15 protein-coding genes are annotated in these 14,363 nt (G+C 72.9%); 3 read left to right on the top strand and 12 right to left on the bottom strand.

From position 1 onward, the window contains the following. Positions 1–23 precede the first annotated feature (23 nt). From D9V36_RS33785 to D9V36_RS33775, 3 genes are all read right to left on the bottom strand, one after another. On the bottom strand, positions 24–1,001 hold the full coding sequence (locus tag D9V36_RS33785) for a hypothetical protein (RefSeq protein WP_129297103.1): 978 nt from the start codon (positions 999–1,001) through the stop codon (positions 24–26). Further along, a complete protein-coding gene (locus tag D9V36_RS33780) occupies positions 998–2,257 on the bottom strand; it encodes a glycosyltransferase family 4 protein (protein WP_129297102.1) in 1,260 nt (419 codons plus the stop codon). The genes D9V36_RS33785 and D9V36_RS33780 overlap by 4 nt, the downstream gene beginning before the upstream one ends. A gap of 257 nt (positions 2,258–2,514) precedes the next feature. Continuing rightward, on the bottom strand, positions 2,515–3,120 hold the full coding sequence (locus D9V36_RS33775; RefSeq protein ID WP_129297101.1) for a transglycosylase family protein: 606 nt from the start codon (positions 3,118–3,120) through the stop codon (positions 2,515–2,517). Between the two features lie 284 nt (positions 3,121–3,404). Between D9V36_RS33775 and D9V36_RS33770 the strand changes: the two genes are divergently transcribed. Next, positions 3,405–4,202 (top strand): hypothetical protein, encoded by a 798-nt coding sequence (locus D9V36_RS33770; protein ID WP_129297100.1) that lies wholly within the window; start codon positions 3,405–3,407, stop codon positions 4,200–4,202. A gap of 118 nt (positions 4,203–4,320) precedes the next feature. Next, complete coding sequence (locus D9V36_RS33765; protein WP_164993086.1) at positions 4,321–4,665, top strand: hypothetical protein; 345 nt, start codon at positions 4,321–4,323, stop codon at positions 4,663–4,665. Positions 4,666–4,691: 26 nt separating this feature from the next. Here D9V36_RS33765 and der read toward each other — a convergent pair whose 3' ends face one another. The 5 genes from der to aroH form a co-directional block, all read right to left on the bottom strand. Next, on the bottom strand, positions 4,692–6,152 hold the full coding sequence (gene der / locus D9V36_RS33760) for a ribosome biogenesis GTPase Der (protein ID WP_129297099.1): 1,461 nt from the start codon (positions 6,150–6,152) through the stop codon (positions 4,692–4,694). Positions 6,153–6,220: 68 nt separating this feature from the next. Further along, positions 6,221–6,877: a lysophospholipid acyltransferase family protein gene (locus D9V36_RS33755; RefSeq protein ID WP_129297098.1), complete on the bottom strand. Its 657-nt coding sequence runs from the start codon at positions 6,875–6,877 to the stop codon at positions 6,221–6,223. Continuing rightward, positions 6,874–7,608, bottom strand: coding sequence for a (d)CMP kinase (cmk, locus tag D9V36_RS33750; protein WP_129297097.1), 735 nt, complete (start codon positions 7,606–7,608; stop codon positions 6,874–6,876). Before cmk ends, D9V36_RS33755 begins: the two co-directional genes overlap by 4 nt. A gap of 86 nt (positions 7,609–7,694) precedes the next feature. Further along, complete coding sequence (locus D9V36_RS33745; protein WP_129297096.1) at positions 7,695–8,780, bottom strand: prephenate dehydrogenase; 1,086 nt, start codon at positions 8,778–8,780, stop codon at positions 7,695–7,697. After that, the gene (gene aroH / locus D9V36_RS33740) at positions 8,777–9,139 is read right to left on the bottom strand and encodes a chorismate mutase (RefSeq protein WP_129297095.1); all 363 of its coding nucleotides are present in this window, start codon (positions 9,137–9,139) and stop codon (positions 8,777–8,779) included. The genes D9V36_RS33745 and aroH overlap by 4 nt, the downstream gene beginning before the upstream one ends. Before the next feature lie 274 nt (positions 9,140–9,413). On the opposite strand from aroH, the gene D9V36_RS33735 reads away from it, so the two are divergent. Beyond that, positions 9,414–10,109, top strand: coding sequence for a nucleotidyltransferase domain-containing protein (locus D9V36_RS33735; protein ID WP_129297094.1), 696 nt, complete (start codon positions 9,414–9,416; stop codon positions 10,107–10,109). 15 nt (positions 10,110–10,124) lie between these two features. On the opposite strand, the gene D9V36_RS33730 is transcribed toward D9V36_RS33735, so the two are convergent. The 4 genes from D9V36_RS33730 to D9V36_RS33715 form a co-directional block, all read right to left on the bottom strand. Next, entirely contained in the window at positions 10,125–11,138 is a 1,014-nt protein-coding gene (locus D9V36_RS33730) for an ADP-ribosylglycohydrolase family protein (RefSeq protein ID WP_431357721.1), read from the bottom strand. Between the two features lie 128 nt (positions 11,139–11,266). Continuing rightward, positions 11,267–12,448, bottom strand: a complete 1,182-nt coding sequence (locus tag D9V36_RS33725; RefSeq protein WP_129297093.1) for a pseudouridine synthase — start codon at positions 12,446–12,448, stop codon at positions 11,267–11,269. Next, positions 12,448–13,164, bottom strand: coding sequence for an SMC-Scp complex subunit ScpB (gene scpB, locus D9V36_RS33720; RefSeq protein ID WP_241721137.1), 717 nt, complete (start codon positions 13,162–13,164; stop codon positions 12,448–12,450). The genes D9V36_RS33725 and scpB overlap by 1 nt, the downstream gene beginning before the upstream one ends. Continuing rightward, positions 13,161–14,168, bottom strand: coding sequence for a segregation and condensation protein A (locus tag D9V36_RS33715; protein ID WP_129297092.1), 1,008 nt, complete (start codon positions 14,166–14,168; stop codon positions 13,161–13,163). Before D9V36_RS33715 ends, scpB begins: the two co-directional genes overlap by 4 nt. Between the last annotated feature and the right edge of the window lie 195 nt (positions 14,169–14,363).

The following is a 14,363-nucleotide window of genomic DNA, read 5'->3' as shown; positions in this document are numbered from 1 at the left end:
CCGGGACCGCGGGCGCCGCTCCGTCAGTTCCCGGCAGGTCCCGCGACCCGGACGGCCAGGTCGTTGTCGAGCGTGTAATACGGGCCGATCCACAGCTGTTCCGACGCGGCCGGCACCGGCAGCGCGGGGTAGCTGAAGACCTGCTTCTTGTCGGCCACGTCGTCCAGGAGGCGGGCGATGCGCACCGCCCGGGCGCCCTCGGCGGGGCGCAGCCACAGGTCCCAGGGCTCGCTGCCCTGCTGCCACCGGCCGGCCAGCTCCTCGTAGGGCAGCGTGAAGGTGAACCCGGAGCCCTCGACGGTCAGCGGGACGGTGACCGTGGCCGGTGCGGCGTCCGGGGAGTCCGGAGCGCGGCGCGACCGTGCCTCGGCGCGGGCACCGGAGCCCGGCACGGTGCCGTAGAGCCGCCCGGAGACCGTCATGCCGTCGGGCCTGACCAGGATGTCACCGGCTTCGGCGTGCGGACCACGCAGCCAGCTGCGCAACGCGAGGTTGCCGAACTTGGTCGCGTACGGGATGCGCACACCGAGCCGGCCGATGCCCGCCAGCGGTCTGCGGTCCACCAGTGAGCGCAGGTCGTTGACGCCCGGCAGCAGGCGGCGCGGGTCCCGGCCGTCGCCGAGGTCGGCGTAGGCGTTCCAGCGGCCCTCGGCGAGGGAGACGGTGCTGGGCAGCACGGCGCGCAGGCGTCCGGCGCCGTTCGGGCCGAGCGGCAGCCGTACCTCGTCGTCGGCACCGTCGCCGCCGCGCAGCCGCAGCACCAGCGCCGCGCTCCAGGCGGTGGGGGTGTCCCGGGGGACGTTCAGGTCGAAGGTGAGGCCGCCCGCGGAGTCCGCGATGCAGTCGGCGCGCAGCGCGGCCGGCTCCGCCTCCGTCCCCCGCTCCCCCGTCCGCTCGGGGCCCGGGGTGTGCGCGGTCACCGGAACTCCGGGTTCCTGATCGATGGCAGAGGACTCCTTCATCTCGTCTCCGGTCACGGTCAGTTGCCTCGACGCCGTCATGCCGTCCGCACCCCTCTCATCGCGGCGCGGGCCGCATCCTTGGTGGCGTATGCGCCGCCGAGCAGGGCTCCCCTGGCGCGATGCAGGCTGCCGTGCAGCCGGTGGCCCCGCCTGCGGGCGAGCAGTTCGGCGAAGAGCTCCTCATGGCGTTCCGCGACCGTGGCGGGGTCGAAGCGGGCCGACGAGGCCAGCGCGGCCCCGCCCATCCGTTTGCGGGCGGCGTCGTCGTTGATCAGCGTGAGCAGCGAGCCGGCCAGCGCCTGCGGATTGCCGACCGGAACCAGCTTGCCGTCCACCCCGTCGTCGATGATCTCGCCGGGGCCGTGCGGGCAGTTGGTGGCGACGACCGGCAGGCCGCAGCGCATGGCCTCGACGATGGTCATCCCGAAGGACTCCAGGCTGGAGGAGACCGCCGCGATCGAGCCCTTGGCCCACTCGGGCTCCAGGGGGTTGGCCGGGCCCATCAGGAAGACGTGGTTGTACAGGCCGAGTTCGTCGATCAGGGCGCGCAGCGCGGTCTTCTCGGCGCCGCCGCCGTATATCCGCAGCCGCCAGTCGGGGCGCTCGGCGACGACATGGGCGAAGGCGCGGATGAGGACGTCATAACGCTTGACGCGGGTGAGCCGGCCGGCCGCGACGACCCACTTGCCGCTGCCGTCGGCGGGCGCGAGAGCGGGCGCCGGCACGCTGTTGGGCACCGACTCGACCCGCACACCGGGCAGCCGCAGGGTGCGGCGGTAGGCACGGGCGTCGGCCTCGGTGACGGTGGTGACCGCGTCGAGGCGCGGATAGGCGCTGCGCAGCGCGAGTTTGAGCGCCCTGCTGTGGGTGTCCAGGGTCAGGTGCTCCTGGCCTATCCGGACCGGGCCGCGGCGCGCCTGCTTGGCGATGTGCACATTGAGGCCGGGCCGGGTGCCGACCACCACGTCCGTCTCCATCCGGCGCAGATGCTGGGCTATCCGGCCGTCGGTGAGCTCGCTGTACTGGCCGAACCGGTTCTCGGCGGCGGGAAATATCCTGGCGGGGCGGGCGTGCGCCGGGTCCGCGCCCTCGTAGGCGGGGCTGTTCTCCCTGAGGTCCACGAGGTGCCGCAGCGCGACGTGCGGGCCGAGGTCGAAGACCGGGTCGTCGCGGTGGCGCAGTACGGACACGATCTCGACGTCGTGCTGCTCGGCGAGCGTCCGCGCGAGGTTGAACGTCGTCCGGATCGTCCCCCCGATGCCGTAGGCATTGTGAATCAGGAATGAGATGTGCATCCGTCCCCGTGTCCCCTGGTCTTTCGTTCCGGTCTCCCCGTGGGATGCGTCGCGCCCCCCTCCCGACGGCGCGACACATCCCCCTGCGAACGGTAGGACCGCGAAAGCGGGTTCCTGGTTGGGCCTTTCGCCAACTTGTTCCGTAAAAGTTAGGTCATCGGCAGCAAGGGCACGGAACCTCCCGGCACCGGATCCCCTCGGCCTCCCGGCCCCGGATCCCCTCCGCTCCCTGCCGACTCCGGCCGGCCGCCCGCCCGTCAGTCGTCGTCCGCCGGCCGGGAGTGCTTCTTCGGGCTCTCGGGGAGCCGCAGCTCGGTGCCGGCCAAGAGCTTGCCGGGGTCCGGTCCGATGGTCGAGCGGTTGGCGCTGTACAGCGCCCGCCAGCCGCCCTTCACCTGGTACTTCTCGGCGATCTCGCCAAGCGTCTCCCCGCGACGTACGACATGGGTCCGCGCGGGAGGGATCAGCCCGTAGCGCCGGGCGCACACCGGCCAGGCGCCCCACCCCTGGGCGGCCTGCACCCGTTTCGCGATCTTGATCTGGTCCTTGCGGGTGGCGAGATCGGCCCGCTCCGCGAAGTCGAGGCCGCCGAAGGCCTCCCAGGTGGGCTGCCAGAACTGCAGCCCGCCGTAGAAGGTGTTGCCGGTGTTGACGTGCCAGTCCCCGCTGCTCTCGCACTCCGCGAGGCAGCCCCACGGCCACTGGTCGGCGGCGCAGGCGTGTGTGGCCTTGCCGCCGGGGCCGCCGCCGGTCCCGTCGGCGGCTGCGTCGCCGGGCAGGCACAGCACCAGGGCGGTGGCCGCCGCGGTGAGCAGCCCGACGGATCCCACGAAGCGCCGAGGCGCCGAAGAGTTGTCCGACATAGCCGGTGACGGTAAGCAGCCGCCGGCCGCTGACCAGCGCGCCACGCCCCGAGGACCCCGCACCCACCCGGTCCGGTGTACGGAACACCGCCGACTGCGCCAGGCTCTGCGCAAAAGTTGGCGCTATGTGACCGCTTCTGGGGCGACTTTCCACGGTTTTCCGCTGTGCGGGGATTGGTTCGATTCCGTTCCCGCCCTCGCGTGACTCCTGCCGCAGGTCACCCGTTGTCCTTGTACGAGCCGGGAGACCACCCGGCAGACGCACAGAGATCGAGGAGCCACCCGTGCCGCGCATGCTCGACGTCAGCGACGACGTTCGCGCCGAGATCGGCGACGAAGAAGCCGACCGCCTGCTGGCCGGTGGCGACGCCCCCGGCAGCTATGACTGCACCTCCTGCCGGACCCCCGGGGACAGCGAGCAGGAGCGCACCAGCACCGTCCTGTTCGTGGGCGAGGAGACCGCGGTACTCGCGTTCGCCCATGCCACCTGCATCCCCTCGCAGGTCGTCCCGGTGTCGGAGGAGCAGCTCCAGGGAGCCGTGCGCTCCATCACCGGCGAGGACGCCGCCCCCGAGACTCCCGCACCGGCCGTCCCGCTCCCCACCACCCCGCGTCAGGCGACGCTCGGGATCACCTGCGGTCTGGTGCTGGTCGAGGGCGACCTGCACCCGGCCCTGGTGGTCGAGCCGGACGGCCCGATCGCCCGCCCCGGCTCGGCCGGCCCGGACGACGCCTTCCTTCCGCTGCTCCTGGAGCAGGGCTTCCACCCGGTGACGGACATGGACCAGCTCCCCGGCCCGAACCCGGGCTGGTCCGCGCTGCTGGCCATGGGCAAACTGCATGCCGTCCTGCAGCCGGGCGGCGCCGGCCAGCAGGCCGCCTGGTGGCAGGCCCACCAGCCGCTGGCCGTCTCCGACGGCTGGCGCGCCGCGGCCAACAAGGCGCAGTCGGTGCTGATGTACGCGGCACCCGCGGGCTCCATCGGCCACCAGCCCCGCGAGGACCTGATGCGCGAGGCGCTGGAGAAGGCCGCGGCCAAGGGCATCGTGGTCGCCGCGGAGATGCCGCTGGCCGGCACCTGACAGTCCCCGGCGCCCGATCGCGGGGGCGAGACCGCCATTCCGGACGGTCACGCCCTCGCGATCAGCCATTTCCGCATGAAAGCCGCATCCCACGGCCGTCGGGGTCGTTGGCACAGACGTGCACGCATACGACCCCTCCTCCCGCGCCCCGTACACCCACCCGATCCCCGGCATGCGCCCGTCCTACGAACACCGGACGGCGCACACCACGGACCACGGTTCGGCCACGCCGATCTATGACGCGCTGTACGCCGAGTACCGCCGCGCCTTCCGGGCCCTGCCCGGGGACCGTACGGACGAGCCGGAGCTCCCGGAGTCGCTGCGCGGTGCCGTCAACTGGAACCGTACGGCGGCGTCCGCGGGCCACTGGGAGGTCGTGAGCCGGCAGCCGTACCACCCGCGGGGCCATGTACCGGCGGCGCTGCCACCGGCGCAGCGGGACGCCCGTCCGCACGGACACTGAGCGGTCCGCGCGGCCCGGGCGCCGCCCTACTTCTTCTTGCTGCGCTTCTCGCGCACCCGCACGGAGATGTGGATCGGCGTGCCGTCGAAGCCGAACTCCTCGCGCAGCCGCCGCTCGACGAAGCGGCGGTAGCCGGCCTCCAGGAAGCCGGAGGCGAACAGGACGAAGCGCGGCGGCTTGGTGCCCGCCTGGGTGCCGAAGAGGATGCGGGGCTGCTTGCCGCCGCGGATCGGGTGCGGGTGGGAGGCGACGATCTCACCGAGGAAGGCGTTCAGCCGGCCGGTGGGGATCCGGGTCTCCCAGCCGTCCAGCGCGGTCTCGATCGCCGGGACCAGCTTCTCCATGTGCCGGCCGGTGCGCGCGGAGACGTTCACCCGCATCGCCCAGGGGATCTGCACGAGGTCCCGCTCGATCTCCCGCTCCAGGTAGAAGCGGCGCTCCTCGTCGAGGGTGTCCCACTTGTTGTAGGCGATGACCAGGGCGCGTCCGGCCTCCACGGCCATCGTGACGATGCGCTGGTCCTGCACGCTGATGGATTCGGACGCGTCGATCAGGACGACCGCGACCTCGGCCTTCTCGACGGCCGCCGCGGTGCGCAGCGAGGCGTAGTAGTCGGCGCCTTCCTGGAGGTGCACCCGGCGGCGGATACCGGCGGTGTCCACGAACTTCCAGGTCTTGCCGCCGAGTTCGATCATCTCGTCGACCGGGTCGCGGGTGGTGCCGGCCTGCTCGTTGACGACCACCCGCTCCTCGCCGGCGACCTTGTTCAGCAGCGACGACTTGCCGACGTTCGGGCGGCCGATCAGCGCGATCCGGCGGGGGCCGCCGAGGGCGGTGCCGAAGGTCTGCGCGGGGGCCTCGGGCAGGGCGTCCAGCGCGGCGTCGAGCATGTCGCCGGTGCCGCGGCCGTGCAGCGCGGAGACCGGGTGGGGCTCACCCAGGCCCAGCGACCACAGCATGGCGGCGTCGGCCTCGCCCGACGGGCCGTCGACCTTGTTGGCGACCAGGACGACGGGCTTGCCGGCCCGGCGCAGCAGCTTGACGACGGCCTCGTCGGTGTCGGTCGCGCCGACCTTGGCGTCGACCACGAAGACCACCGCGTCGGCGGCCTCGATGGCGAACTCGGCCTGCAGCGCCACGGAGGCGTCGATGCCGAGGACGTCCTGCTCCCAGCCGCCGGTGTCGACGACCTTGAAGCGGCGCCCGTTCCAGTCGGCCTCGTAGGTGACGCGGTCACGGGTGACGCCGGGCTTGTCCTCGACGACCGCTTCCCGGCGGCCGATGATGCGGTTCACCAGGGTCGACTTGCCCACATTGGGGCGGCCGATGACGGCGAGGACGGGCAGCGGGCCGTGGCCGGCCGCGGCGATGTCGCCCCCGACCTCCTCGAGGTCGAAGCCCTCCTCCGCGGCGAGCTCCATGAACTCCGCGTACTCGGCGTCGCCCAGCGCACCGTGCTCGTCGCCGGCGGGGATCTGGTCGTTCATGAAGTCCGTTCCTCGTTCATCATCGTGATCGGTGGGCCGCTCGTCCGCGGCCCACTACTCAAGTCTCTTCAGCGCCCGGTCAGGCGCCTGGCCGCCGCCAGGTGGGCGGTCAGCCGCTCCTGGATCCGTACGGTCGCCTCGTCGAGCGCCTTACGGGTGCGCCGGCCGCCGCTCTCGCCCGCTTCGAAGGCGTCACCGAAGACGACATCGACGCGGGAGCGCAGCGGCGGCACGGCCGGTGTCAGCCTGCTGTGCCGCTCCGTGCTGCCGAGCACCGCCACCGGCACCACCGGGGCGCCGGAGCGCACCGCGAAGTACGCCAGGCCCGCCCGCAGGGAGGCGAAGTCGCCCTCGCCGCGGGTGCCTTCCGGGAAGATCCCCAGCACTCCGCCCTGGTCCAGCACTCCGAGGGCGTCGGTGATCGCCTTGCGGTCGGTGGTCTCGCGGTCCACCTTCAGCTGCCCGATGCCCCGCAGGAACGGGTCCAGCGGGCCGACGAAGGCTTCCTTCTTGATCAGGAAGTGCACCGGCCGCGGCGCGGTGCCCATCAGCATCGGGCCGTCGATGCCGTGCGAGTGGTTGACCGCAAGAATCACCGGGCCGGCCGAGGGCACCCGCCAGGCGCCCAGCACCCGCGGCCGCCACAGCCCGTACATCAGGCCGATGCCGATCCGCCGGCCGACCGCGGCGCCCGCCTCGCTCGGGGCCCCGCCGCTGTCGGTCACCGGGCGACCCGCCCTGCCTTCTCGGCGCCGGCGCCCTCGATGAGGGTGACCACGCACTCGATGACCTGCTCCAGCGTCAGCTCGGTGGTGTCGACCTCGACGGCGTCGTCCGCCTTGGCCAGCGGGGAGGTCTTGCGGCCGGAGTCAGCGGCGTCCCGCTTGATCAGCGCCTCGCGGGTGGCGGCCAGGTCACCGGCCTCCTTGCCCTTGAGCTCGCCGCTGCGGCGGGCCGCCCGCGCCTCCGGGGAGGCGGTGAGGAAGATCTTGAGGTCGGCGTCGGGCAGGACGGTGATGCCGATGTCCCGGCCCTCGACGACGATGCCGTTCGGCGCCTCGGCGGCGATGCTGCGCTGCAGATCGGTGATCAGGGTCCGCACCTCGGGCACGGCGCTGACGGCGCTGACCGCGGCGGTGACCTCCTGGGTGCGGATCGGACCCGCGGCGTCCAGGCCGTCGACCGTGATGGTCGGGGCGGCCGGGTCGGTGCCGGAGACGATCACGGGCTTGGCGGAGGCGTCGGCCACCGCGATCGCGTCGTCGACGTCGATGCCGTTGGTCAGCATCCACCAGGTGATCGCGCGGTACTGGGCGCCGGTGTCGAGGTAGCCGAGGCCCAGCTTGGCGGCGACGGCCTTGGACGTGCTGGACTTGCCCGTGCCTGCGGGGCCGTCGATGGCGACAATCACTGCTGCCGGGGCGGTCCGAGCGGCGGTTTCCACGGTGACGAACACCTTTCTTGTACACGGGGCGGGGGTCCAAGGGCCACATGGGCCTCGGACAAGGTTACTGGCTCACCCGCACGGCGCCGTCCACGGTGTCATTGCCGGATCGACCAGCCCCGCTCCCGCAGCTCCGCGGTCAGCCCCGGAACGGCCTGCGGCTCGACCATGAGCTGGATGAAGCCGGCCTGCTGGCCGGTGGCGTGCTCGATGCGGACGTCCTCGATGTTGACCCCGGCCCGGCCGGCGTCGGCGAAGATCCGGGCCAGCTCGCCGGGCTGGTCACCGATGTGCACGGCGACGATCTCATAGGTGGCCGGGGCGGCGCCGTGCTTGCCGGGCACCCGCTCCCGCCCGGCGTTGCCGCGGCGGAGCACGTCCTCGATGCCGCCGGCGCCACCGCCGCGCTTCGCGTCGTCGGCGGACTCCAGGGCACGCAGGGACCGTACGGTCTCGTCCAGGTCGGCGGCGATCTCGCCCAGCACATCGGCGACCGGGCCCGGATTGGCGGAGAGGATGTCGATCCACATCGCCGGATCGGAGGCCGCGATCCGCGTCACATCGCGGATGCCCTGGCCGCAGAGCCGTACGGCGGTCTCGTCGGCGCCCTTGAGCCGGGCGGCCACCAGGCTGGAGACCAGCTGCGGGGTGTGCGAGACCAGGGCGACGGCGCGGTCGTGCGCGTCCGCGTCCATCACCACCGGGACGGCCCGGCACAGCGCGACCAGCTCCAGTGCGAGATTGAGCACCTCGGTGTCGCCGTCGCGGGTCGGGGTGAGCACCCAGGGCCGGCCCTCGAAGAGGTCGGCGGTGGCGGCCAGCGGGCCGGAGCGCTCCTTGCCGGCCATCGGGTGGGTGCCGAGGTAGCCGGACAGCTCGCAGCCCATCGCCTCCAGCTCGCGGCGCGGGCCGCCCTTGACGCTGGCGACGTCGAGGTAGGCGCGGGCCGCCCCGCGCCGTATGGCATCGGCCAGCGCCGCCGCGACATGGGCCGGCGGCACGGCCACGACGGCCAGATCGACCGGGCCCGGGGGCGGCTCGGTGGTGCCCGCGCCGAGCGCGGCGGCGGTGCGGGCCTGGGCCTGGTCGTGGTCCTCCAGGAAGACCTGGACGCCGCGGGCGCTCAGCGCCAGCGCGGCGGAGGTGCCGATCAGGCCCGTTCCGATGACGAGTGCGCTCCTCACTGCGCGATGTCCTTTCGCAGCGCCCCGGCCGCGCCGAGGTAGACATGGGCGATCCCGGCCTTGGACAGATCGGTCTCGACATGGGCGAGCACCCGCACCACGCGCTCCATGGCGCCGGTGACGTCCAGCTCCTGGGCACAGATCAGCGGCACGTCCGTGATGCCCAGGGCGCGCGCGGCGGCGGCCGGGAAGTCGCTGTGCAGATCGGGGGTGGCGGTGAACCAGACACTGATCAGGTCGTCCGCGCGCAGGCCGTTGCGTTCGAGGAGGGCGGTGAGCAGTGCGCCGACCTGCTGCTGCATGTGCTCCGCATCGTCCCGCTCCAGCTGGACGGCCCCGCGGACCGCTCGTACCGCCACGTCGCTGCTCCCCTTGCGTTCTGTGCCGCGTCACGCACCTGTGCGCGCACTGATCAGCGTAACCAGCCGCACCGACAATCCGTACGCGGCGGCCGGTCGGCGAGACGGCCGGGGCCGCCGGGGGGCGCACGGGCGGCGGTCCCTGCGCGACGCGGCCGGCCGCCTCCGCGCGTCGCGACCGGCCGCCCACCGACGGTGAGCGCACTGCCGGAGTTCAATATTCCGCTTTCAAAACCTGGTGACATTCGCCATCCCACCAGCGACAATCGCCGCCATGTCCGAAGCCGCCCAAGGTCACACCCTGGTCGCCGAGCACACCGTCTACGCCTGTGTGATGGGCTCGCGCGCCTTCGGTCTGGCCACGGAGACCAGTGACACCGACCGGCGCGGGGTGTACCTCGCGCCCACCCCGCTCTTCTGGGGCTTCGAGAAGCCGCCGACCCATGTGGAGGGACCGCGCGAGGAGGAGTTCTCCTGGGAGCTGGAGCGGTTCTGCCAGCTGGCCCTGCGCGCCAACCCCACCATCCTGGAGTGTCTGCACTCCCCCCTGGTCGAGCGGATCGACGCCACCGGCCGGGAACTGCTCGCGCTGCGCGACGCCTTCCTGTCCCGGCAGGCCCACCGCACCTTCACGGGCTACGCGGGCGGCCAGCTCAAGCAGCTGCGGGCCGATGTACGGCAGCACGGCGCGCCCCGCTGGAAGCACGCCATGCATCTGCTGCGGCTGCTGGCCTCGTCCCGCGATCTGCTCCGTACCGGCCGGCTCACCCTGGACGTCGGGCAGGACCGGGAGGAGCTGCTGGCGGTCCGGCGCGGTGAGGTGGCCTGGGACACCGTCGAACGCCGGATGGCGCAGCTGGCCGAGGAGGCGGAGGCCGCGGTGTCCGGCTCGCCGCTGCCGGCCGAGCCGGACCGGGGCCGGGTGGCCGACTTCCTCTTCCGGGCCCGGCGGGCATCGGCGCTCGGCTGAGGCCCCGTCAGGGCCTCAGGCGTCCCAGGCCTCCCCCAGTGCCAGCAGTTCCTCGCGGTACTCGATACGGGAGGCCCACTCCTCGGGCCAGGCGCCGGCGCCCAGGTGGGCACCCGCGAAGGCGCCGGTGAGGCAGGCGATCGAGTCGGAGTCGCCGGAGGTGCAGGCGGCCCGGCGCAGCGCGGTGAGCGGTTCACCGGGGAAGAGCAGGAAGCACAGCAGGCCGGTGGCCAGCGCCTGTTCGGCGATCCAGCCGGCGCCGGTGGCCAGGCAGGGGTCGGCCTCCGGGTCCGGGGCGCCGAGCGCCGCGTCCAGCCGGTCCAGGACACCGAGACATTCGTCCCAGCCGCGGGCGGCGAAGGCCGTCGCGGAGGGGTCCTGGCCCCGCCGCCACAGGTCGCCGAGCCAGTCCTCCGGGTAGACGGTGCGGTGGTCCTCGGCGTACGCCCGCAGCCGGCCGGGCAGCTCGGCGGGCGGTGCGCCGTCGGCGAGGGCGCGTACGGCGTAGGCGGTCAGGTCACTGGCGGCCAGCGCGGTGGGGTGCCCATGGGTCAGCGCGGACTGCAGCTGCGCGGCGCCGGAGCGCTGCCGGGGGCTCAGCCCCGGCGCCAGCCCGATCGGCGCGACCCGCATATTGGCGCCGCAGCCCTTCGACCCCATCTGGGCGGCCCCGGCCCACGGCAGGTCCCGGTCACTGAGCAGTTCACAGGCCCTCAGGCACGTCCCGCCCGGCGCCCGGTCGTTGTCGGGCGAGCGCCACCAGGCGACGTACTCCTCGCGCACGGGGCCCACGAGACCGGCCGGCGTGAGGCCGCCGTGCCCCATGGCGGTGCGCAGCCCGCGGCCCAGTGCCAGCGTCATCTGGGTGTCGTCGGTGACGAAGGCGGGATCGGGCAGCGCCATCTGCCGCCAGGGGCCGCACTTGGCCAGGATCGACGGCACATCGTGGAACTCGGTGGGAAAGCCGAGCGCGTCACCGAGAGCGAGCCCGATCAGCGAGCCGGTAGCGGCGGACCCCGTGGACATCATCAAAAAACCACCCCTTAACGTCATGGTGACATTAAGGGGTGGTGCGACGCCGCCGCAAGGCCTTTGCCTGCCGTACGGCCTGCCGGCATTCCCTGCGGTCCCAGGGGGAGTTCCCCCCGGTACGGCACCTAGAGCTCGACCTCGCGCATCAGCATGCCGACCTCGGTGTTGGTCATCCGGCGCAGCCAGCCCGACTTCTGGTCGCCCAGGGCGATCGGGCCGAAGCTCGTCCGCACCAGCTTGTCGACCGGGAAGCCGGCCTCCGACAGCATCCGGCGCACGATGTGCTTACGCCCCTCGTGGAGCGTGACCTCGACGAGGTAGTTCTTGCCGGTGTTCTCCACGACCCGGAAGTGGTCGGCGCGGGCGTAGCCGTCCTCCAGCTGGATGCCGTCCTTGAGCTGCTTGCCCAGGTCGCGCGGGAGGGGGCCCTGGATCGCGGCCAGGTAGGTCTTCTTGACGCCGTAGCGCGGGTGCGTCAAGCGGTGGGCCAGCTCGCCGTGGTTGGTGAGCAGGATGATGCCCTCGGTCTCGGTGTCCAGCCGGCCGACGTGGAACAGCCGCGTCTCCCGGTTGGTGACGTAGTCGCCCAGGCACTGGCGGCCGTCCGGGTCCTCCATGGTGGAGACCACACCGGCCGGCTTGTTCAGCGCGAAGAAGAGGTACGACTGGGTGGCGACCGTCAGGCCGTCGACCTTGATCTCGTCCTTCTCCGGGTCGACCCGGACGCCCTGCTCCATGACGATCTGGCCGTTGACCTCGACCCGCGCCTGCTCGATCAGTTCCTCGCAGGCCCGCCGCGAGCCCATACCGGCCCTGGCCAGCACCTTCTGCAGGCGCTCGCCCTCCTGGTCGCCGAACGTCTTGGGCGTCTTGACCTGCGGCTTGTCGTGGCGGGCGCGGTTGCGCTCCTCCACCTGGGCGTCGTACTCACGGGGCCGTGCGGGCGCCTGGCTGCGGCCGCGCTGCGGGCCGCCCTTGGCGCCGGGGCCAGATCCCTTGGACGCGGCGCCGGTACGCGGGCCGCCCTTGGCGCCGCCACGGGCCGCCGCGCCACGGGCGCCGCCGCTCTTGGGACCGCCGCTCTTGGAGCCACCGCTCTTGGCACCGCCGCGCTCGTCCTTGCGGTCCGGGGAACCCCCGGGGCCGCCGGATCCGCCCACGTCGTAGCGGCGCTCCTCAGGACGGGGACGGCCCGAGCGCTGCTTGTCGTCCCTCTTCCCCCCGGCCTTCGGGCGCGGGGTGCCCCCACCGGCGCCGCGGTGGTCGCCCCGGCCGCTGTCCCTGTTGTTCCTGCCGCTGCTTCGCATCAATGATCCGTCTGAGAGTCGCCGCTGTCGTCTACGTCGAACGACGGGATACCTTCCGGGGAGTCGCCCTCGACCGCCTCCGCCTCCGGGAGGAACGGTGCGAGCTCAGGGAGCTCGTCCAGGCCGCGCAGGCCCATCCGCTCCAGAAAGTAATTCGTCGTCCTGTACAGGATCGCACCTGTTTCAGGTTCCGTCCCCGCCTCCTCCACCAGGCCGCGCTGGAGGAGCGTGCGCATCACACCGTCACAGTTCACGCCGCGTACGGCCGAGACACGGGAACGGCTGACCGGCTGACGGTACGCGACCACGGCCAGAGTCTCCAAAGCCGCCTGGGTGAGCCGGGCCTGCTGCCCGTCCAGGACGAAGCTCTCCACCGCGTCCGCGTACGCGGCACGGGAGTAGAACCGCCAGCCCCCGGCCACCAGGCGCAGGTCGAAACCGCGCCCCTGGCGGGCGTAGTCCTCGGACAGCTCACGCAGCGCCAGCGCGACCGCCCGGCGGGGCCGCTGCAACACCCTGGCCAGGTGTTCCTCGGTCGCGGGCTCGTCGACGACCATGAGGACCGCCTCCAGCGCGGGCTTCAGCGCCAGCTCGGCCACGCCCAGCGCCCCGGCGGGTGCCTCGGACCGCTCCCCCGCGATCTCCCCCGCGGCCGCGCCCGGACCGGACGCCGCCTCCGTGATGTCGTACGCCCCGTTGCCGGCCACGCCGCTCATGCCCGCTCCTTCGCTGTGTGCTCTCCCTGCTCCGCCCCGTCGGCGCGCTGCCCCGGTTCCCGGTCGAACTCGTCCGTGACCACCGGCTCGGCCCCCTCCGCGCCCGTCCACCGCACCGTGAGCGCCCCCAGGGCCTCGTCCTGCTCCAGGACCACCACCCGCTCCCGGTAGAGCTCCAGCAGGGCCAGGAAGCGCGCCACGACGGTGAGGGTGTCCGGTGCGTCCGCGCACAGATCCTGGAAGCCGGCCTCACCCGCCTCCCGCAGCCGCGCCATCAGCACCTCGGCCTGCTCCCGCACGCTCACCAGCGGCGCATGGATGTGGTCGACATAGACCTGCGGCCGGGCCTTGGGCTGCATCGCCTTCACCGCGAGCTTGGCGAACCCCTCCGCTCCGGTGCTGATGACCACCTCGGGCAGCAGCTCGGCGAGGTACGGTTCCAGCCCGACCGTACGGGGATGGCGCCGGGCCTCGTCGGCCAGCCGGCCGCTGAAGATGTCCGCGATGCGCTTGTAGGCGCGGTACTGCAGCAGCCGGGCGAAGAGCAGATCACGGGCCTCCAGGAGCGCGAGATCGGCCTCGTCCTCCACTTCGGCCGCGGGCAGCAGCCGGGCCGCCTTCAGATCCAGCAGCGTCGCGGCGACGACCAGGAACTCCGTGGTCTGGTCCAGATCCCAGTCCGGCCCCATGGCCCGGATGTGCGCCATGAATTCGTCGGTCACCTTCGACAGCGCGACCTCGGTGACGTCCAGCTTGTGCTTGGAGATCAACTGCAGAAGGAGATCGAAGGGGCCCTCGAAGTTCTCCAGCCGGAGGGTGAACGTGCCGTCACCGGCCCCGGGGGCCGTCTCTCCGCCGGGAGAGGCATCAGGGGTGTCCTCGGGGGTGTCCGGGGTGCCGTCGTCCAGTGTCGGGGCGTCCGGTGCCACCGGCCCCGCGGCGGCCCCGCGCCCGAGAGGTCTGCGGGCGCGGGTCGCGGGGGCGTCGTCGTCGGTCGTCGGCATCGCGGTCGGTCCATGGTGCTGTGGTCCCGTGCCGGGGGCGACGGGCTGGTCACGGGCGGGACAACCCGCCGAGGAGGCAGGCTATCCCGCGGCACCGCCCGAGCGCCGACCCCCACGCGGCCGGTCCCGCGCGGCGTGACGTTTCAGCACCGCTTCGGCATCAGAGCACCACGCCCGCACGCCCCCACGCCCTCA

It is taken from the genome of Streptomyces lydicus, from assembly GCF_004125265.1.
GTDB lineage: Bacteria > Actinomycetota > Actinomycetes > Streptomycetales > Streptomycetaceae > Streptomyces > Streptomyces lydicus_C.
Note: the sequence above shows the minus strand (reverse complement) of the source record. Positions and strands in the feature narration are given on the sequence as shown.

Coding starts and splice junctions, on each gene's coding strand:
- D9V36_RS33785 (WP_129297103.1), bottom strand. CDS start 1,001: ATGACGGCGTCGAGGCAACTGACCGTGACCGGAGACGAGATGAAGGAG.
- D9V36_RS33780 (WP_129297102.1), bottom strand. CDS start 2,257: ATGCACATCTCATTCCTGATTCACAATGCCTACGGCATCGGGGGGACG.
- D9V36_RS33775 (WP_129297101.1), bottom strand. CDS start 3,120: ATGTCGGACAACTCTTCGGCGCCTCGGCGCTTCGTGGGATCCGTCGGG.
- der (WP_129297099.1), bottom strand. CDS start 6,152: ATGAACGACCAGATCCCCGCCGGCGACGAGCACGGTGCGCTGGGCGAC.
- D9V36_RS33735 (WP_129297094.1), top strand. CDS start 9,414: ATGTCCGAAGCCGCCCAAGGTCACACCCTGGTCGCCGAGCACACCGTC.
- D9V36_RS33730 (WP_431357721.1), bottom strand. CDS start 11,138: ATGATGTCCACGGGGTCCGCCGCTACCGGCTCGCTGATCGGGCTCGCT.
- D9V36_RS33725 (WP_129297093.1), bottom strand. CDS start 12,448: ATGCGAAGCAGCGGCAGGAACAACAGGGACAGCGGCCGGGGCGACCAC.
- scpB (WP_241721137.1), bottom strand. CDS start 13,164: ATGAGCGGCGTGGCCGGCAACGGGGCGTACGACATCACGGAGGCGGCG.
- D9V36_RS33715 (WP_129297092.1), bottom strand. CDS start 14,168: ATGCCGACGACCGACGACGACGCCCCCGCGACCCGCGCCCGCAGACCT.